A 17,842-nucleotide genomic window follows, 5' to 3' on the forward strand; every position below is an offset into this window, starting at 1 on the left:
ATGATGTCGATCCCCCGCCGGCTGTCCTTGCGCGCCGCCATTGCCATGCTGTGCGTGCCGCTGGTGCTGACCGCCGGGGCGCTGCCGCACGCGCTGGCGCAAACACCGGCGCCGGTCGCGGCGGCGGCCACCAGGCCCGATCCGGCGTTCACCGCGTGGGCCGACAAGTTCGCCGCCGACATGGTGGGCATCGAGCCGCAACTGGCCACCTCGACCCAGTATTTTTCGGGGGCGCAGCAGGATGCGCTGGATCGCCAGCTGACGCCACTGACGGCGCAGCAGCGCGCCAAGCGTTCCGCTTTGCGGCGTGCCGGGGTGGCGCGGCTAAAACTTTGGAACGTCGCCAGACTCGATGCGACGCAGCGCACGTCGGCCGCGGTGATGCGCTGGTCGCTCGAGAACGACCTGGCCGGCGAACCGTTCGACGGCTACCGCTTCGAGTTCAACCAGATGAGCGGCACCCACGTATCGCTGGTCCAGTTCATGACCCAGCTGCACCCGCTGCGGCGCGCCGCCGACGTCCCTGCCTACCTGGCGCGGCTCGGCCAGGTGGCGGCGCGCATCGACGAGGCGCTGGTGCGCTCGCGAGCGGCGACGGCCAAGTCGCTGATACCGCCGCGCTTCATCGTCGAGCGCGCGCAGGCGCAGGTCGACACCTTCCTGGCGCCGGCGCCGGCGCAAAATGCGCTGGTCGCCGCGCTGGCCGAGCGCAGCGCCGCGCTGGCCGACCTGACGCCGCAGGCGCGCGCCGACGCGATCGAGCAGGCCACGCGCATCGTCGCCGAACAGGTGCGCCCGGCGTACGCGCGCGTGCACAGCTTCCTCGCCGAGCTGCATCCGCGCAGCGGCGACGTCGCCGGCGTCACGCGCCTGCCCGGCGGCGCGGCAGCCTACAAGCAGGCGCTGGCCGGATTCACCGGCACCACGCTGACGGCCGAACAGATCCACGCAATCGGCCTGCGCGAAGTGGCGCGCATCGAAGCCGAGATGGACCACCACCTGCGCACGCTTGGCTTTGCAGATGGCGCCATCCCGGCGCGCATGGCGGCGCTGGACGCGACGTTGCAACCGACTGGCCTTGACCCGCGCGCGCAGATCCTGGCCAGTTACGCGGCGATGGAGATCGATGCCGAAAAGCGCAGCGTGCCGCTGTTCAACGTGCGACCGCGCGCGCCGCTGGAAGTACGGCGCGAGCCGGCACTGACCGAGGCAAGCGCCGCGGCGCACTACACGTTGCCGGCGCCGGACGGCAGCCGTCCGGGCGTATTCTGGGTGCCGCTGCGCGGGCCGCAGTTCGAGATGACGAAGATGCGTACCCTGGCCAACCACGAAGGCATCCCGGGCCACCACTTCCAGCTGGCGATCCAGCAGGAGCAAGCCGACCTGCCGCGTTTTCGCAGCCAGCGCATTTTCGGCGGCGGCAGCGCGCACTCGGAAGGCTGGGCGCTGTACACCGAGAAGCTGGCGATGGAGCACAACTGGTACGAAGGCGATTTGCCGGGCCTGCTCGGCGCGCTCAATTCGCAGCTGTTCCGCGCGCGCCGGCTGGTGGTCGACACCGGCCTGCACGCCAAGGGCTGGACGCGTCAGCAGGCGATCGACTACGGCATCGGCGCGCCGGAAGTCGAGCGCTACGTGGTGTGGCCTGGCCAGGCGTGCGCGTACATGATCGGCATGCTGCGCATCGTCGAACTGCGCGAGCATGCGCGCGCGGCGCTGGGGTCCGCATTCTCGCTGCCGGCGTTTCACGACGTTGTGCTCAAAACCGGCTCGGTGCCGCTGGACGTGCTGGCGCAGGTGATCGACCAGTGGATCGCGGTGCAGCGCAAGGCGTAGCGCCGGCGCATCGACGCTCACGACATAGGTTTGCAGTGTTCGGTGCCGGCCGCCAGCGCCTCGAGCGCGGCCGGCTGGACCAGGGTCACTTCGCGCTTGTCCACTTTCAGCAGGCCCTGGTTCTTAAAGCGCGACATCAGGCGGCTGATGCTTTCGATCGTCAGGCCGAGGTAGTTGCCGATGTCCTCGCGCGACATGCGCAGCTGGAAGGCGGTCGGCGAATAGCCGCGCGCCGCGTAACGGGCCGACAGGTTGATCAGGAAAACGGCGAAGCGCTGTTCGGCGCGCATATTACCCAGCAACAGCAGCAGGTCCTGCTCGCGCGTGATTTCCTGGCCCATGATGCGGTGGAAGCGGCGCAGCAGTTCCGGTTCGCGGGCGAACAGCAGTTCCAGGCTGGCGAACGGGATCTCGCACACTTCACTGTCTTCCAGCGCGGCGGCGTTGCACTGGTGGCATTCGCCGCTGAGGGCGTCGAGGCCGAGCAGTTCGCCGGCCATCTGGAAGCCGGTGATCTGCTGTTCGCCGGCGCTGTTGAACTGATAGGTCTTGAAGTGGCCGAAGCGGATCGCGTACAGGTTGCGGAATGGCTGGTCCATGCGGAACAGGCGCTCATCGCGTCCGACGCGGCGGCGGCAGCCGGCGGCGTGGTCGAGCCAGCCGATGTCGGCCTGGTCGAGTCCGAGCGCGAAGCAGCGGCGGTAGATGCCGCTGGCGCTGCGCGGCTGCGCATCGGGATAGATCTGCGAATAACTGATCATTGGCGTGGCTCGGTTTGAGTTGGCCTGCCCCGGTAGTATAGTGCGCCCTTGCCAACTTGCCAGTGCTACGCACTGTGGGTGAGGCAAGCGCCAAACAGTCCGATCGCTTCGCGGCTCGCGTTGCATGCGCCCGCCAAAAATACATCGGGGTCAGACCCGTTTAAATGACGGCGGAACGACCGGATCGGCGTTCAACAAACGGGTCTGACCCCGCTGTTTGAATAGGCGGCAGTGTCTGCCGCAGCAGGTGAACGGGCGAAAAAATAATTGGGGTCAGACCCGTCTAAATGGCGGTGAGAGTGCGTGAATGTGGAATAAAAAACGGGTCTGACCCCAATTTTTGGCATTTTGGGTGACGCAACCGCGTGGGCGTCGCCCATCGGCGTTTTCGGCTTCTCGACCACTTCGCCGCGCGTGTTGGTGACCGGTACGCGATGGTCCGGCTCGAAGCCGGCCCTCGTCACCCCGCCTGAGCGTCTGGCCGGTCAACACTGCGATCGAGGCCAGTTGCACCACTTCATCGCCGTACAGCAGCAAGGCGGCTTCGCCGCAGGCGCCGGTGCGTCCCCTGCCGTGGAGTTAGTCTTCGGCCACGATCAGCAGGTCGAAGTTGAATAAAAATATATTAGAAATATAGTGGGGTCAGACCCGTTTAAATGACGGCGGAACGACGGGACGCCGTTCAACAAACGGGTCTGACCCCAATTGTTTTTTAGGTGTGAATGGCTGCTGCGCATGGAGACGGCTCAAAAAAATAAATGGGGTCAGACCCGGTTAAAAACCGGCGGGATGGTACGAACGCCGCTTTAAAAACGGGTCTGACCCCAATTTTTTTTGCACCGCTTTAAAAACGGGTGTGACCCCAATTTTTTAGCAATTTTCCTGGGCTCGGTTCTGCAGCGGCGCAGTTATCGCCTGGCGAAGCGCACGTCGAGCCGCGACACCGCGGCGTCGCCCTTCGGCTTCTTCGGTTTCTTCGGCTTCTTGACCACTTCGCCGCGCGTGTTGGTGACCGGTACGCGGTGGTCGGGCTCGAAGCCGGCTTCGTCGACGCGCTCGAGGGTCTGGCCGGTCAGCACTTCGATCGCGACCAGCTGCACCACTTCGTCGGCGCATACCAGCGAGACGGCTTCGCCGGAGGCGCCGGCGCGGCCCGTGCGGCCGGTGCGGTGGATGTAGTCTTCGGCCACGATCGGCAGGTCGAAGTTGACCACCAGCGGCAGGTCGTCGATGTCGAGGCCGCGCGCGGCGACGTCGGTGGCGACCAGGATCTTGGCGTGGCCGGCCTTGAAGCGCTCGAGCGCTCGCTGGCGGGCCGGCTGCGCTTTGTCGCCGTGGATCGAATCGGCCGGCACGCCGTGCGCCTCGAGCGTCTCGACCAATTGGTCGACGCCCTTGCGCGTCTTGACGAACACCAGCACCTGGCCCCAACGCTTCTTCTTGAGCAGGTGCATGAACAGCTCGGGCTTGCGCTTCTTGTCGACCGGGACGATCCACTGGGCGATCGCCTTGACGGTCGTGTTGCGCGGGCTCACTTCTATGCTCAGCGGGTCGCGCAGCAGCTTGCCCGCCATCGCGCGGATCTCGTCGGAAAAAGTGGCGGAAAACAGCAGCGTCTGGCGGCGCGCGGGCAGGGCGGCGAAGACGGCGTCGAGTTCGCGCGAAAAGCCCAGGTCGAGCATGCGGTCGGCCTCGTCGAGCACCAGCGTTTGCAGCTGGTCGAACTTGACGGCGTTCTGGCGGTACAGGTCGAGCAGGCGCCCGGGCGTGGCCACCAGCAGGTCCAGGCCCTTGCGCAGCTTCATCATTTGCGGGTTGATGCTGACGCCGCCATAGGCGACGTGGGTGCGCAGCGGCAGGCCGGCGCCGTAGGCAAGAAAGCTCTGGTGCACCTGCTCGGCCAGCTCGCGGGTCGGCACCAGCACCAGCGCGCGCACCGTGTTCGGCGCCGCCTGGCCTTCCATCGTCAGCCGCTGCAGGATCGGCAGCGCGAAGCCGGCGGTCTTGCCGGTGCCGGTCTGGGCGGCGGCCATGACGTCGCGTCCGGCCAGCACGGCCGGGATGGCCTGGGCCTGGACCGGGGTCGGCGTCTGGTAACCAAGCGCGTCCAGCGTGCGCACGAGCGGATCGATCAGACCGAGGGAGACAAACGACATGGGCAGCACCTGCAATTGAAAAGAGACGGGCGACAGTCTACCCTGTCGCGCGCCGACAAGTGCGGAAAACGCAGCGGCAGGGTCAGACTGCCGGCGCCAGCGCCAGCGCCTGCACGGCTGGCGGGGTGACGGTCGGCTTGAGCGGCTCGTGCTTGTCCTTGCAGCCGGCCAGCAGCAGGGTGCACAGGGCCAGGGCGGTCCAGCCGGATGGTTGTTTAATCATGGAAATCCTCCATAAGGGCAGTTGCCATCATAACCAATTCGCAGCGGCAGCGGCGCGCTAGTCCGGATTGGCCTGCACGTACAGCTCGCGGCCGTCGACGAATTTGCCGTCGGCGGCGATGGTGACGGCATGCGCGCCGCGCAAGCGCAGCCCCAGGCGCGCCAGCTGGGCCGGCGACGCGCGCAGGGTGTAGGTGCCGGGCAGCACGCCGGTGATGACGAAGTAGCCGTCGGAGGCGCTTTTCGCTGTCGCCGCCACCTGTGCGCCGGCGTCGAGCAGCTCGAGTTCGAGGTCGCCGATGGCGCGGCGCCCGCCCTCGGCGGCCAGGTAGGCGGTGCCGTCGATCTCGCCGGTGATGCTGACGGCGAAATCGAGCTCGCTGACCTTGCCGGCGCGCGCGGCGATGCGGTAACCTTTCTGGCGCGTGGCCAGCTGCGGATCGTCGAGGGTGGAGACATCGAAGCCGATGTCGACGTTCTGCCGCGCCGGCAGGCGGTTCAGGTAGGCGATGCCGTCGGCGCCGGTGCGCGCCAGGGTGCCGCCGCCATTGACGGTGAAGCCGACGCCGGGCAGCGGCTCGTCGCCGCGGTCCATCACGCCGTTCTGGTTCTTGTCGAGGAAGACGCGCAGCGAGGCGGCGCCGCTGGCGGCCATCGGCTGGGCGTCGGCGATCCAGCGGCCGTGGCGCGGCTCGCGCCCGAGCGCGACGAACAGCTGGGCGCCGGCGCCGAAGCCGCCGCGGTTCGAATAGAAGGCGTTGACGCCGAGGCCGAAGCTGCCGAGGCTTTTGTTGAGCGCCGCGGTAAAGCGGTTCTCGCCGCCGGCGACGGTACGGGCCACGCCCAGGTTGAGCAGGTAGCCGTCGGCGAGCACCTTGTCGGCGGCGATGGCCAGGCTGGTGGCGGCGGCCAGCGGCCGCACGGCGTAGCTGAGCTGCCCACTGACGCCGATGCCGGCCACGCGGCGGCTCACTTGCAGGACGCCGTCGCCGCTGCGCGCGCCGCCGGCTGACTGCCAGCGCAGCGTATTGCTCACGGCGGTGCCGAACTGGTAGGTGGCGATGCGGGCGAGCAGTTCGAGGTTGCGCCGGTCCGAGGCCAGTACGTCGCGCCTGGCCTGCAGCGACACGGGAAAGCGCAGCCAGGCCGGCAGCGGCAGCGCGCCGTCAAAACTGAGCTGGTCGCGAAAGCGCACCGGATCGGCCGACGGCGCATAGGCCTCACTGGCGAAGTCGCGCGTCACGGCGCGGCTGGCCGCCAGCGACCAGCCCAGCAAGCGCGTCTTGACGGCTGCCTGCGCCAGCGCACCGCCGTCGTCGGCGCGGGCAATGTCGGCGCCCACGATCAGCGACGGCAGGTAGGCGCGCAGGCCGGCATTGACGTAGCGCCGCTCGGTGTCGCCCAGCGTCAGGCGCACCAGGCCGGCGCTGGCGTTGAGACGCTTGCCCAGTGCCCAGCCGAACTGGGCGAGCTGGCGGCGGCGCCCGCGCTCGTCGCGCTGCGCCGTCAGGCTGTAGTAGCCGTGGCCCGGCGCCAGCATCGACTGCTCCAGCAAAAAGAACTGGCGCTCGATGCGCAGCTGGCCGAGCGGGCCGTGGAACACCAGGCGGAACTCGTTGACCCCGTACACCAGCGGCAGGTCGTCGAAGCTGTACCTGCCGTCGGCGCGCGACTGCTGGAATGCGACCAGCGCCTCATTGAAGTACAGCTCGACGTCCCAGCCGGGCGGCAGCGGTCCCTGCAGGCTGTGGCGGTCGAAGCTGGTCGGCTGGTTCAGCGGCCGGTTGCTGATGGCGGCGCCGCGCTGCTCGGCGCCGGATTGGGCGATGCCCGGCACCGCCGGCGCGGCGACGCTGCCGACCATCACGCTGCGCGCGTGCAGCGCGCCGAGCAGGCCGGCGTCGGGGTCGTTGCGCCCGAGCGACCAGCGCAGGTCGGCGGCGCCGCCTGGCCAGACGCGGTTGGCAAACAGCCGCGCCTCGAGGCCGAGCAGGTCGGCCGTCAGGTAGGCGGTGTAGGCGGCCTGGCCGAGGCTGCCCCGGCTGCCGCCGTCGCGCCGCACGTCGACGCCGACGGTCTGGTCGATGGACGGCGCCGACAGCATGCGGTAGGGCGTGGGCGCGCGCGGATAACCCGGCTCGACATAGCCGCCGGCGGCGCCGGCGCGCATGCGGTTGCTGCCGCGTTCGAGCCTGGCCTGCAACGGCAGCTTTTCGCGCGGCTGCACGCGCAGCGTCAGGCTCGGCAGGTCGACCTGCAGGCCGGCCGGCAGCCAGCGCGACAGCAGCGCGCTGGCGACATAGATGTCGTCGGCGCGCAGGCGCAGCTGGGCCGGGTCGAGCACCTCACGCTGGTGGTTCAGCGTCGCTTCGGCGGCGCCGACATTCAGGCTGAAGCCGCGCTGCTCGTCGAGGATGTAGCCGCTGGCGCGGCCTTCGCCCGGCTGGGTGCGAATGGCAATGGTGAGCAGCTTGGACAACTCTCCCAGCGGCAGGAAGACGTCGTCGCCGAACTGGTAGGCGCTGATCGAGTCCGACAGCAAGTGCCCGTTCAGCCGCACTTCGAGCAGCAGCAGGTTCGACGCGTCGTCCGGCGGCGCCGCGCTCGCCGGCGCGGGCAGCAGCGCGCACAGCGCGGCGAGCGCCAGGCCAGAGAGCCGGCGGCGGGCGGCGATCACATGCCGGCGTACGTCATGGCAGCACCAGCGTGCTTTCGGCCAGCAGCGCGCCGCCCGCTTCGGGGCGCTCGCGGTAGCTGGCGCGCAGCGTGCCGCGCGCCAGTGCCGTGCCGGCCGGCGCCTGCAGCGGCAAGCTGGCCAAGCGCACCGTGTTGGGCGTGTAGACGGCCACGCCGACGGCGCGCCCGACCACCTGGGCGGCGCCGCCTTGCGGGGTGAAGTGGACCTCGAGGTCGCCGTAGACCGAGCGGCTGCCGCTGCGCTCGAACTGAAAGGCCAGCATCGGCCTGGCGCCGGCCTCGCCCTTTTTCAGTTCGAGGCGCGACAGCGCCACGGCGGCGCTGGTGTCGTCGTGCCGGACGATGACGGGAATCGAGGCGCCGACCAGCGCGTTGAGGAAGATACCGATTTCCTTGCTGTCGCCTGCCTTGGCCTCGACGCTGCTGGCGCCCTTCGGGTCGGGCATGCGCTGGAACTGCAGGTGCGAGCGGTATTCGCCGGGCGCCAGGTCGGCCGGCTTGCGGATCATCACGCGCACCGTCTGGCTGGTGCCCGGCTGCAAGGTGATCTGGCGCGGCGAGAACTGCACCATGTCGGCGGCGAACAGTTCACCGGCGGCCGGGGCATCGACCGGTTTCAGTTCGCCGCTGTCGTTCATGCGCCGGTTGACCAGGCTGATGCGATAGGTGGCCGCTTCGCCGCCGTTGTTGACCAGGTCGACCTGGGTGCTACGCTGGTTCTTTTCGAACACGACGCGGGTCGGGAACAGCATCAGGTCGGCCCGCGCCAGCGGCGCGAGCAGCGACAGCGTGACGAGCAAGGCGCCGGCGAGGCGCGCGGACAGTAGCGGGGCAAGGTTCATCTGGGGCTCCTGGAATTTATTGGTAATCGACGGTGACGGCGAAGGTGCCGGAATAGCTGCCGGCGCGCTGGTTTGCGGCGACGTTGAGTGTGGCGCCAACGCTCAGCACGGTGAGCGTGCTGCCGGCAAACGAGCCGCTGGGGGTGCTGGTGAAGTTCGTCAGCGTCATGCTGGCGCCGTCGCTGCCGGTCAGGGTGGCGCTGGCCGGCAGCGCGATGCTGGTCCAGGCCAGCGACTCGCCGGTACCGCTCTCGCTCAAGGTAAAGGCGGCCGAGCTGACGGTGCCGCCGGACAGCAGCACCACCGCGCCGTTGCCGCTGCGCACGCCGGCCGGGCTAACGACGACGGTCCCGCCGCCGGCCGCGACGAAGCGGCCCAGCGCGAGAGTGCGGGTGGGAGTGATAACGCCGACCTTGTTAGCCGTCTGTACTGGCAATGCCAACAACAGCAGCGGCAACAGGAGGGCCTGAATTTTTTTTGCAGGCATCAATGCTGGTCCACTGCGCCCGCCGTGGCGGGCGCGTCAAGGCGCTACTGGTAGTTCACCGTCGCGTTGATGGTGGCGGTATAGGCGCCGGCCGTCTGGTTGGCGCCGACGGCGAGGGTGCCGCCGATGTACAGCGATTCGGTGCCGCCGGCGCTGAGGGTGCCGGTGGCCACGGTGCCGCTGGCGCCGCCGGCGCCGCTGACGTCGCTGACCTGGGTCAGCGCCATCGCCGTGCCAGGGCCGGTCAGGGTCACGCCGGTGTCGTACGTGATGGTGTAGACCATCGTGGCCTGGCCGGTGATGTCGAACCTGGCCGCGGTCGGGGTGCCGCCGGCAGCGGTGACGCCGCCGGTGACGCTGCGGGTGCCGTTGGTGTTGACCGCAACGGTGCCGGCGGTGCCGCTTGACGCGATGCTGCCGAAGGCCAGGTCGGCCACCTTGCTGATGGCAATTGGCGACACCACGGTGGTGGTGGCGGTGGCCGACGTGGTCGCGGCAATGGCGCTGCCGCCGATGCTGGCGGCGCCCAGCGCGCAGGCGCAGGCCAGGGCGAGGGTAAGGCGGCGTGGCTGGAATGGGGCGCTATGCTTCATCGGTAGTAACTCCTCAGTTGGGGAAAGGGCGGTTGCCGTTTTCGAGTCTTAAGTGTGCAACCGATTGCCGTACGGCACTTTGTTGCTTATCAGTATTTAGTTTGGTTTCGTAATCGGCGCCTGGTAGGGCGCGCTTATCGCCATTTCGGCCCATTTCGTCTCCGGGCGACCCGGTTCCGTCGGATAATGCGTGGCGACAACGGGGCCAATTGCTATTGTTTCGAGCAAGCCCACTGACCCAGGAACCACCATGATTTCGAGCTTGTTTTTTGTTCTGCGCCTGACTGTCGCCTGGCTGGCGGTCTACATCGTGTTCTGCATCACCGTGCACGAGATATTCTTCCGCGGCCGCAACGGCGGCGAGGGCCTGATGGTGCTGGGCGGCTTCGTGCTTGCGGCCATCACCATCACTGGCGCCTTTTCGCACGTGCGCCGCGTGCGCCTGATCGCCGGCGGCGTCGACGCGGCCAGCCTGTCGCGCCGGCAGCGCCGCCAGGTCGAAATTCCGCTCGAGGCGGGCGAAGCGTTCGACCTGGTCGACGCCGCCATCCGCGAGCTGCCCGGCGTGCACGACGTCGAAGCGGCGCGCGACAGCCTGCAGGTGCGCGGGCGCATCGAACGCGTCAATCCCTACCCGGGCGACACGGTGGCGTGGAAGCCGGTAGCCGCCATGAACGCGCTGCGCAACCAGGTGCTGGCGACGGTGACGCCAAACGGCGAGGCCGGCAGCGTGACCTTGATCTGCGAACCGGAGCGCGCCGGCTGGACCGACTGGTTCTTCATCGACTACGGCACCAACCTGGAGAACGCCGAGGCGCTGGGCCGCGCGATCGCGCGCCGGGTGGCCGAGCGGCGCCGCACCGAGCAGGCAACGGCGCGCCAGAGCGCGACCGAAAAGGAGCTGACGGTGGCCAAGCTGAGCCTGCTGCATGCGCAGGTCGAGCCGCACTTCCTGTACAACACGCTGGCCAGCGCCCAGCTCTTGACGCGCACTGATGCGGCGCGCGCCGACGAAATGCTGGGCAACCTGATCACCTATCTGCGCTATTCGCTGCCGCGCACCGAGGACGCGCTGTCGACCGTCGGCGAAGAACTCGAGCGGGCCCGCGCCTACCTCGACATCCTGAAAATCCGCATGGGCGCGCGATTGCACCTGCAGATCGACGTGCCCGAGCCGCTGCGCGCGGTGCTGTTTCCGACCATGATGCTGCAGACCCTGGTCGAAAACGCCATCAAGCACGGGCTCGAGCCGCAGTCGGGCGGCGGCACCGTGTGGATCCTGGCGCGCAGCCTCGACAGTTCGATCGCGGTGACGGTGGCCGACGACGGCCGCGGTTTTTCGGCCGAAGGCGGCGGCACCGGCATTGGCCTGCGCAACGTCAAGGAACGCCTGCGCCTGGCGTACGGCGCCGCGGCCGGCTTCACCATCGTCGCCAACTTCCCGGCCGGGGTCGCCGCCACGATCACCGTGCCTAATAGCACACTCGGCACACTCGGCACGCTCGGCACCGCCACCGCCGCCGTCGGAGTGCGCCATGGCTAACTGCGTCATTGCCGAAGACGAAACGCTGCTGCGCGACGCGCTGGTCGACCTGCTGGCGGCGGCCTGGCCCGAGCTGGCAGTGGCGGCCGCGTGCGAAGACGGCGCCGCCGCGCTCGAAGCGATCGCCGCGCACCAGCCCGACGTCGCCTTTCTCGACATCCGCATGCCTGGCCTGTCGGGCCTCGAAGTGGCGGCCGCGCTGGCCGACTGCAGCCCGCGCACCCAGGTGGTGTTCGTCACCGCCTACGACCAGTACGCGATCGATGCGTTCGAGCGCGGCGCCGTCGACTACCTGCAAAAGCCGGTCGCGCCCGACCGGCTGGCCGCCACCGTGCGGCGCCTGAAGGCGCGCGCCGCCGGCGCCGGCGCCGATGCGCAGGCGCTGGCGGCGATGCTGCGCCAGCTCGGCGGCGCGGCGCAGGCAGGACGCGCGCCGCCGCTGGTGTGGCTCACCGCCAGCGCCGGCGCCGACACGCGCCTGATCATGGTCGACGACATCGCCTACTTCCAGTCCGACACCAAGTACACGGTGGTGATGACGGCCGAGGGCGAGGCGCTGCTGCGCAAACCGATCCGCGACCTGCTCGAGGTGCTCGACCCGGCGGTGTTCAAGCAGATCCACCGCTCCACCATCGTCAACCTGAAGGCGATCGCGTCGATTTCGCGCGACGAGATGGGGCGCGGCGTGGTGCGGCTGAAGAACCGGCCGGAAACGCTGGCGGTGAGCCAGCCGTTCATGGCGCTTTTCCGCAACATGTAAGAGATGTAAGTAGGTGTCCTAGCGAACAGACTTTGAAGTTGCAAATGGTAAACTCAGTGTCAATCCCGGGCATGTGCCTGACAAACAGAAGAGGTTCCCATGAAAAGCCTGATTATTGCCGCCACCATATTTGCCGCCGCCGCCCCCGCGCTGGCCCAGAACGTCACCATCACGATCGGCGAGCCGAATTTCTACGGCCGCCTCGACACCGGCGGCTATTCGCAGCCGCGGGTGTATTTCAACGAGCCCGTCATCGTCGAGCGCCAGGCGCGCTACGGCCAGCCGGTCTACCTGCGCGTGCCGGAAGGCCACCGCAAGCACTGGTCGAAAAACTGCCGCAAGTACAACGCTTGCAACCAGCAAGTGTTCTTCGTGCAGGATAGCTGGTACAACAACACCTACGCGCCGCGCTACCGCGAGCAGCATGGCCGTGCGGACAAGCGCGCCGCCTACCGCGACGAACGCCGCGATGACCGTCGCGACGACCGCCGCGACCACCGTGGCGACGACCGCGGCCACGGCAAAGGCCACGACAAGCACGACAAGCAGGACAAAGGTCACGGCAAGGGCCACGACAAGCACTGATGGTGCGGCGCGCACGCTGATTGCCGCCGCATAGTAGACTATGGCGTGTTCGACAACAGTCGAACACGCCATTTTTGTTTTACGGGAGAATCGATTGCGTAGCGAAATCGTGGTGGTGGGTGGCGGCGCGGGCGGGCTGGAACTGGCCTGCAAACTGGGCCGCAAGCTGGGGCCGTCGAAGGTGATGCTGGTCGACAGCCGCCTGTATCACATCTGGAAGCCGTCGCTGCACGAAGTGGCCGCCGGCACCCTCGACATTCACCAGGAAGGCCTGTCGTACCAGATGCTGGCGCACGACAACGGCTTCACCTTCGCCTACGGCCCGCTGCTCTCGCTCGACGCCGGCCAGCGCCGCCTGCGGATCGGCGCCGTCAGCACCGCCGACGGCGAAGAAGTGCTGCCCGAACGCGGCATCGGTTTCACCTCGCTGGTGATCGCCGTCGGCAGCACCTCGAACTATTTCGGCGTGCCCGGCGCCGAGCAGCACACGATCTCGCTGAACGCCACCGAAGACGCCGAGCGCTTTCGCCTGCGCCTGCTGCGCCTGCTGGCCGGTGCAGAGCAGGACATGAGCGAAGGCAAGCCGGCGGCGGTCGACATCGTCATCATCGGCGGCGGCGCCACCGGCGTCGAGCTGGCCGCCGAACTGCGCGAGGCCAGCGGCGTCTACGCCAGCTACGGCTTCCGGCACCTGGTCGGCCTGCGCGACATTCACATCACCTTGCTCGAAGGGGCGCCGCGCATCCTGGCGCCGCTGCCGGAACGGGTCGCCGCCGCGGCCCTGACCTTGCTCGAACAGCGCGCCATCAAGGTCGTCACCGACTGCCGGGTCACCGCGATCGAGGCCGACAAGGTCACCGACAACGCCGGCCGCATCTATCCGGCCGACCTGTGCGTGTGGGCGGCCGGCATCCGCGCGCCGCAGCTGCTGTCGACGCTGGGGCTGGCCACCAACCGCGGCGGCCAGCTCGAGGTCGACGCCTTCCTGCGCGTCAAGGGCAGCGAGTACATCTACGCGATGGGCGACTGCGCCGCCTGCATCGACCGCAACGGCAAGCCGGTGCCGCCGCGCGCCCAGTCGGCGCACCAGCAGGCCGACTTCCTGCTCGAAACGTTTGTGCGGCAAGCGGCCGGCAAGGCGCCACAGCAGCTCGGCTATGCCTACACCGATTACGGTTCGCTCGTCTCGATGGGCAGCAGGACGTCGGTCGGCAGCCTGATGGGGGCGTTACGGGGATTTAACTGGTTCGTCGAGGGCTTCTTTGCCCGCATGATGTACCTGAGCCTGCACCTGCTGCATCACCGTGCGGTGCTTGGCACCATGCGCACCGGCGTGCTGGCGCTGGCGCGCTTCCTGATCCGCCGCACCACGCCGCAGGTCAAGTTGCACTAGAGGCCGGCGCGCGGCAGGATCAAGGTCAGCGTGGTGCCCGGCTGGGCCGGCGCCACGCGGAAGGTGCCGCCCAGGTAGAGGGCCCGTTCGCGCAGCGTGCGCAAGCCGTGGCGCTCGGGCGTCGGTGGCGCCGCGCCAATGCCGACGCCGTTGTCGCGCACCGTCAGCATCGCCTGGTCGCCGTCGTCGTCGAGGATGACGTCCACTTCCGAGGCGCCGGCGTGGGCGGCGATGTTGCGCAGGCCCTCTTCGACGCAGCGCAGCAGCGCCACCGCCTGCAGGCGCGGGTAGGCCACCTCGTGCTCCGGCAGGCTGATGCGCGCGACGAGCCGGTGCTGCTGGCGAAATTCGTCGACCAGTTCGGCGATGGCGGCCTGGATGCCGAGGAACTCGAGCTTGTCGTTCCACAGAGACAGCTGCATCTCGCGATTGGTGTTGATGATGTTGGCCAGCAGCTGTTTCATCTGCGCGCTGCGCTCGAGCAGCGCCTTGTCGGCCGGCAGTTGCTGCGTCAGCAGCGCCAGGTGCATCGTCAGCGCCGTCATCGACGAGCCCAGGCTGTCGTGCAGCTGGCGCGCCAGCAGGCGGCGCTGGTCGTCCCAGCTGGTGGTGACGTGGCCCAGCAGCTCGGACAGGTCGGCACTGCGCGCGTCGGCCGGGCCGTCGGCGGGCAATTCGGTAGAGTGCGGTGCCGGTGCGTTCATGGAGCAGACCCGTAAAAGTTTCCCAGATCATACAACAGCTTGCGCGGCGATGGCGCATGGTCAGCCGCGCTGGCGCCAGTGTGAAGTGCCGTACGGACTAGCGGCAATTTCGCCCCCATGATTGAGTCTTGGCATTTCGCCACAATTTCAATTTAAACCATACGGGAGCACCACATGAGCAAGCAAACCGACGCAATTTCCATGCTGACAGCCGATCACCGCGAAGTGGCGACCATGTTCGAGCAGTACGAAGGCTTGGGCGACCGCGCCAAGGCGTCGAAGAAAAAGCTCGCCGACCAGATCTGCACCGCGCTGACCTTGCACGCGGCGATCGAGGAAGAGATCTTTTACCCGGCACTGCGCGAGAAGAGCAAGGAAGCGGCCGACCTGCTGGACGAAGCGCTGGTCGAGCACGCCGGTGCCAAGGACCTCATCGCCCAGTTGCAGGAAGCCGATCCGGAAGACGACCTGTATGACGCCAAGGTGAAAGTGCTGGGCGAACAGATCGAGCACCACGTCAAGGAAGAAGAGGGCGAGATGTTCCCGATCGCCAAGAAAGCCGGCCTCGACATGGCCGCACTGGGCAGCGAAATGGCGATGCGCAAGGACGAACTGGCTGCCGCGATGTAAGCGAACGCAGCGGGCGCGTACGCACCCGCCTGCGGATCTATTTCAACGCCACCGCCTGGGTGGCGTTGCAAATTGCGTCGAGCAAGTTGTTGATGTCGACCGGTTTGACCAGGTGCATGTCGAAACCTGCATCGAGTACGCGGCGCTGGTCTTCGGCCAGGCCATACCCGGTCAGGGCGATCAGCTTGATGCCCCGGGTGGTGGCATCCTGGCGCAGGCGGCGCGCCACTTCATAGCCGTCGATGCCCGGCAATCCAATGTCCACCAACGCCACGTCCGGCCTGCCGGCGTGCGCCATCTGCACGCCCTGCAAGCCGTCAGCGGCCTGCTGCACCGAATAGCCGTAGACGCCCAGCATGGTCGCCATCATCTCGCGGCCGTCTTCGTTGTCCTCGATGAGCAGCACGGTCGGCTTGCTGCTGTCGATGCCGCTTGCCGCCGGCGGCGCGTCCGACATGCCGGCGTGGGTGCGCGGCAGGCGGATGATGAAGGTGCTGCCCAGGCTGGTGCCGGCGCTTTGCGCGGTGACGCTGCCGCCATGCAGTTCGACCAGCCGGCGCACCAGCGACAGGCCGATGCCGAGCCCGCCTTGCGAGCGGTCGATCGAGATGCTGCCCTGCACGAACACATCGAACACATGCGGCAACAGGTCCTCGGCGATGCCGACGCCGGTGTCGCGCACCGTCAGCAGCACTTCGTCGCTGTCGTCGTCGTGGGACACGCCGATGTCGATCTTGCCGCCCGGCGGCGTGTATTTCAGTGCGTTGTCGATCAGGTTGGTGGCGATCTGTTCGAGGCGGGTCGGGTCGCCATCGACCCAGCCGGTGGCCAGGTCGACGTTGATCTGGTAGCTGCCGGTGCGTCCGGTGGCCTTGAAGGTGTCGAGGCAGGCGTTGACCAGCGCCGCCACTTCCAGCGGCTGGCGCGACAGCAAAATCTTGCCCGACATCGCGCGCGACAGGTCGAGCAGGTCGTCGACGATGCGCGACAGGTGCTGGCTCTGGCGCTGGATGATGGCCTTGGCGCGGCCGACCGTCTCCGCGCCGGCGCCGTTTAGCCCGATCAGCGACGCGGCGCTGCTGATGGCCGACAGCGGATTGCGCAGTTCATGGCCGAGCATGGCGAGAAATTCATCCTTCGCGTGATTTTTGCGCTCGGCCGCCTGACGCTCTTCCATCTCGCGCGTCAGGCGCTTGTTGGTCGCTGTCAGTTCGGTGGTGCGCTGGCTCAGCTTCTGGGCCTGGCGCTTGAGTTCTTCGTTCTTCACCGCCAGCGCGACAAACACCGACACCTTGGCGTGCAGGATCTGTGGAATCACGGGGGTGAACAGGAAGTCGGCGGCGCCGCGCTGATACGCTTTCAGGCGGTCGATCTCGTCGGCCAGGAAGGCGGTGACGAAGATGATCGGGATGTCGGCCGAGCGCACGCGCTGGTGGATCGCCTCGGCTGTCTCGAAGCCGTCCATGCCGGGCATGTTAACGTCGAGCAAAATGACAGCGAAATCGTGCAGCAGCACCTGGCGCAGCGCATCCTGACCGGAGCGCGCCGCCATCACTTCGTAGTTGGTCTCTTCTGCCCACAGGTCAAGCAGACTGGTCAGTGCCAGCAGGCTTGCCGCGTCGTCGTTTACGACGAGAATTTTTGGTTTTTCTGATTTAGGCACGTCGTTCCTGCGCTACTGGGTCTAGGTAGTTTTGAGCGTCTTTGCTGCCCAAAACAGAGAATAGCAGAAAAGGTATTTCCCGCACGCACGTTGGAACCATGTAGCAAAACACGGACTCAACTATGATATCAACCGGTTTCCCCGGTGTCAAAATCCATCCGGACGGCTATCTGTTTTGATTGTTCGCTGGCGCACATACCCGGCAAGGAGGCTGTGACATAGTGAGGTGTGTCCAGTTCGACCGTGCAAATCGGGAACCGGCTTCCCAACCTGAAAGGACAATTATGAATATCGAATCGATTATTGACGACCAGTTCAAGACCAAGTGTTTCCGCGAACTGGCCGAAGCGCCGATCAGCGCCATGCGTGGCGTCAGCGCGGCCGACGCGCGTACCATGAGCCAGGCATTCGGCGTCAACACCATCGCCGAGCTCGCCGAGCTGAAATTCGTCAAGTGGGCCTGCGCGATCAAGACGATGGCCGACTACGAGGGCGACACCGAGGAGCAGAAAGCGAAGGAAACGCTGCTCGACGACGCCGTCGAGATGACGTTCCCGGCGAGCGACCCGATTTCGGTCGATGCCGGCATCACTCGCATCGAGGTGGCGCCGGAAAAAGTCAATGCCGCGATGGATCACCAGGCGGCGAGCAACATCGAGGCGAACAGCCACCTGCAGGACGGCAAGGCCGGCAAGGGCGCCAAGGCCTGATCGTTTTGACCGTGCAACTGAAAAAGCCAGCTTAATCGCTGGCTTTTTTTTCGTGTGCGCCCAGCATGGGCGCACTCTTGCGGGTGCAAGTCCCGCCGCGAGCTGACCACAGCGAGCGAAGCGAAGCGCAACTGCGGAAGGGCGACCGACTGTGGGGAGGAAGCGTGGAGCGAAACTGCGAGCCGATGAACAAGAATCGGATACAAGGCGCTGCTTTGCAGGGCGAGCGGGCACGAAACCGCGAAGCTCTTGTGGTCAAT

16 protein-coding genes are annotated in these 17,842 nt (G+C 67.3%); 7 read left to right on the plus strand and 9 right to left on the minus strand.

Going from position 1 to position 17,842, the window contains the following annotated elements; all coding sequences use genetic code 11:
- Complete coding sequence (locus tag CR105_RS17565) at positions 1-1,836, plus strand: DUF885 domain-containing protein (protein WP_229413989.1); 1,836 nt, start codon at positions 1-3, stop codon at positions 1,834-1,836.
- 17 nt (positions 1,837-1,853) lie between these two features.
- Here the strand turns inward: CR105_RS17565 and CR105_RS17570 are convergent, their stop codons facing one another.
- The 7 genes from CR105_RS17570 to CR105_RS17600 all read right to left on the minus strand — a co-directional run bounded on the left by CR105_RS17570 (position 1,854) and on the right by CR105_RS17600 (position 9,594).
- Complete coding sequence (locus CR105_RS17570) at positions 1,854-2,597, minus strand: helix-turn-helix domain-containing protein (RefSeq protein ID WP_099790515.1); 744 nt, start codon at positions 2,595-2,597, stop codon at positions 1,854-1,856.
- 908 nt (positions 2,598-3,505) lie between these two features.
- Positions 3,506-4,753: an RNA helicase RhlE1 gene (gene rhlE1 / locus CR105_RS17580; protein ID WP_099790559.1), complete on the minus strand. Its 1,248-nt coding sequence runs from the start codon at positions 4,751-4,753 to the stop codon at positions 3,506-3,508.
- 82 nt (positions 4,754-4,835) lie between these two features.
- Positions 4,836-4,976 carry a hypothetical protein gene (locus CR105_RS28405; RefSeq protein WP_180288229.1) on the minus strand — a complete coding sequence of 47 codons (141 nt, stop codon included), beginning with the start codon at positions 4,974-4,976 and terminating at the stop codon, positions 4,836-4,838.
- A 57-nt stretch (positions 4,977-5,033) separates the two neighbouring features.
- Positions 5,034-7,652 (minus strand): carboxypeptidase-like regulatory domain-containing protein, encoded by a 2,619-nt coding sequence (locus CR105_RS17585; protein WP_099790519.1) that lies wholly within the window; start codon positions 7,650-7,652, stop codon positions 5,034-5,036.
- 13 nt (positions 7,653-7,665) lie between these two features.
- Positions 7,666-8,514, minus strand: coding sequence for a fimbrial biogenesis chaperone (locus tag CR105_RS17590; protein ID WP_099790521.1), 849 nt, complete (start codon positions 8,512-8,514; stop codon positions 7,666-7,668).
- A gap of 16 nt (positions 8,515-8,530) precedes the next feature.
- Positions 8,531-9,001 carry a DUF4402 domain-containing protein gene (locus CR105_RS17595; RefSeq protein ID WP_099790523.1) on the minus strand — a complete coding sequence of 157 codons (471 nt, stop codon included), beginning with the start codon at positions 8,999-9,001 and terminating at the stop codon, positions 8,531-8,533.
- 44 nt (positions 9,002-9,045) lie between these two features.
- Positions 9,046-9,594: a DUF4402 domain-containing protein gene (locus CR105_RS17600; protein ID WP_099790525.1), complete on the minus strand. Its 549-nt coding sequence runs from the start codon at positions 9,592-9,594 to the stop codon at positions 9,046-9,048.
- A 250-nt stretch (positions 9,595-9,844) separates the two neighbouring features.
- Here CR105_RS17600 and CR105_RS17605 point away from each other — a divergent pair, with 250 nt between their 5' ends.
- The 4 genes from CR105_RS17605 (at position 9,845) to CR105_RS17620 (ending at position 13,875) form a co-directional block, all read left to right on the plus strand.
- Positions 9,845-11,137: a sensor histidine kinase gene (locus CR105_RS17605; RefSeq protein ID WP_099790527.1), complete on the plus strand. Its 1,293-nt coding sequence runs from the start codon at positions 9,845-9,847 to the stop codon at positions 11,135-11,137.
- The gene (locus CR105_RS17610; RefSeq protein ID WP_099790529.1) at positions 11,130-11,897 is read left to right on the plus strand and encodes a LytR/AlgR family response regulator transcription factor; all 768 of its coding nucleotides are present in this window, start codon (positions 11,130-11,132) and stop codon (positions 11,895-11,897) included. The genes CR105_RS17605 and CR105_RS17610 overlap by 8 nt, the downstream gene beginning before the upstream one ends.
- A 99-nt stretch (positions 11,898-11,996) precedes the next feature.
- Complete coding sequence (locus CR105_RS17615) at positions 11,997-12,482, plus strand: hypothetical protein (RefSeq protein ID WP_099790531.1); 486 nt, start codon at positions 11,997-11,999, stop codon at positions 12,480-12,482.
- 94 nt (positions 12,483-12,576) lie between these two features.
- Positions 12,577-13,875 (plus strand): NAD(P)/FAD-dependent oxidoreductase, encoded by a 1,299-nt coding sequence (locus CR105_RS17620; RefSeq protein ID WP_099790533.1) that lies wholly within the window; start codon positions 12,577-12,579, stop codon positions 13,873-13,875.
- Here the strand turns inward: CR105_RS17620 and CR105_RS17625 are convergent.
- Positions 13,872-14,579, minus strand: coding sequence for a sensor histidine kinase (locus tag CR105_RS17625; RefSeq protein WP_099790535.1), 708 nt, complete (start codon positions 14,577-14,579; stop codon positions 13,872-13,874). The two genes, CR105_RS17620 and CR105_RS17625, sit on opposite strands and share 4 nt — an antisense overlap.
- 174 nt (positions 14,580-14,753) lie before the next feature.
- Here CR105_RS17625 and CR105_RS17630 point away from each other — a divergent pair, with 174 nt between their 5' ends.
- Positions 14,754-15,209 carry a hemerythrin domain-containing protein gene (locus tag CR105_RS17630; protein WP_099790536.1) on the plus strand — a complete coding sequence of 152 codons (456 nt, stop codon included), beginning with the start codon at positions 14,754-14,756 and terminating at the stop codon, positions 15,207-15,209.
- A 37-nt stretch (positions 15,210-15,246) separates the two neighbouring features.
- Here the strand turns inward: CR105_RS17630 and CR105_RS17635 are convergent, their stop codons facing one another.
- The gene (locus CR105_RS17635; protein ID WP_099790538.1) at positions 15,247-16,872 is read right to left on the minus strand and encodes a response regulator; all 1,626 of its coding nucleotides are present in this window, start codon (positions 16,870-16,872) and stop codon (positions 15,247-15,249) included.
- Positions 16,873-17,156: 284 nt separating this feature from the next.
- Here CR105_RS17635 and CR105_RS17640 point away from each other — a divergent pair, with 284 nt between their 5' ends.
- The gene (locus tag CR105_RS17640) at positions 17,157-17,582 is read left to right on the plus strand and encodes a hypothetical protein (protein ID WP_099790540.1); all 426 of its coding nucleotides are present in this window, start codon (positions 17,157-17,159) and stop codon (positions 17,580-17,582) included.
- The last annotated feature ends 260 nt before the right edge of the window (positions 17,583-17,842 follow it).

Origin of the sequence: Massilia eurypsychrophila (assembly GCF_002760655.1) — a bacterium.
Taxonomy (GTDB): domain Bacteria; phylum Pseudomonadota; class Gammaproteobacteria; order Burkholderiales; family Burkholderiaceae_D; genus JAFCUW01.

Coding starts and splice junctions, on each gene's coding strand:
- CR105_RS17565 (WP_229413989.1), top strand. CDS start 1: ATGATGTCGATCCCCCGCCGGCTGTCCTTGCGCGCCGCCATTGCCATG.
- CR105_RS17570 (WP_099790515.1), bottom strand. CDS start 2,597: ATGATCAGTTATTCGCAGATCTATCCCGATGCGCAGCCGCGCAGCGCC.
- rhlE1 (WP_099790559.1), bottom strand. CDS start 4,753: ATGTCGTTTGTCTCCCTCGGTCTGATCGATCCGCTCGTGCGCACGCTG.
- CR105_RS28405 (WP_180288229.1), bottom strand. CDS start 4,976: ATGATTAAACAACCATCCGGCTGGACCGCCCTGGCCCTGTGCACCCTG.
- CR105_RS17590 (WP_099790521.1), bottom strand. CDS start 8,514: ATGAACCTTGCCCCGCTACTGTCCGCGCGCCTCGCCGGCGCCTTGCTC.
- CR105_RS17595 (WP_099790523.1), bottom strand. CDS start 9,001: ATGCCTGCAAAAAAAATTCAGGCCCTCCTGTTGCCGCTGCTGTTGTTG.
- CR105_RS17600 (WP_099790525.1), bottom strand. CDS start 9,594: ATGAAGCATAGCGCCCCATTCCAGCCACGCCGCCTTACCCTCGCCCTG.
- CR105_RS17605 (WP_099790527.1), top strand. CDS start 9,845: ATGATTTCGAGCTTGTTTTTTGTTCTGCGCCTGACTGTCGCCTGGCTG.
- CR105_RS17610 (WP_099790529.1), top strand. CDS start 11,130: ATGGCTAACTGCGTCATTGCCGAAGACGAAACGCTGCTGCGCGACGCG.
- CR105_RS17615 (WP_099790531.1), top strand. CDS start 11,997: ATGAAAAGCCTGATTATTGCCGCCACCATATTTGCCGCCGCCGCCCCC.
- CR105_RS17625 (WP_099790535.1), bottom strand. CDS start 14,579: ATGAACGCACCGGCACCGCACTCTACCGAATTGCCCGCCGACGGCCCG.
- CR105_RS17630 (WP_099790536.1), top strand. CDS start 14,754: ATGAGCAAGCAAACCGACGCAATTTCCATGCTGACAGCCGATCACCGC.
- CR105_RS17640 (WP_099790540.1), top strand. CDS start 17,157: ATGAATATCGAATCGATTATTGACGACCAGTTCAAGACCAAGTGTTTC.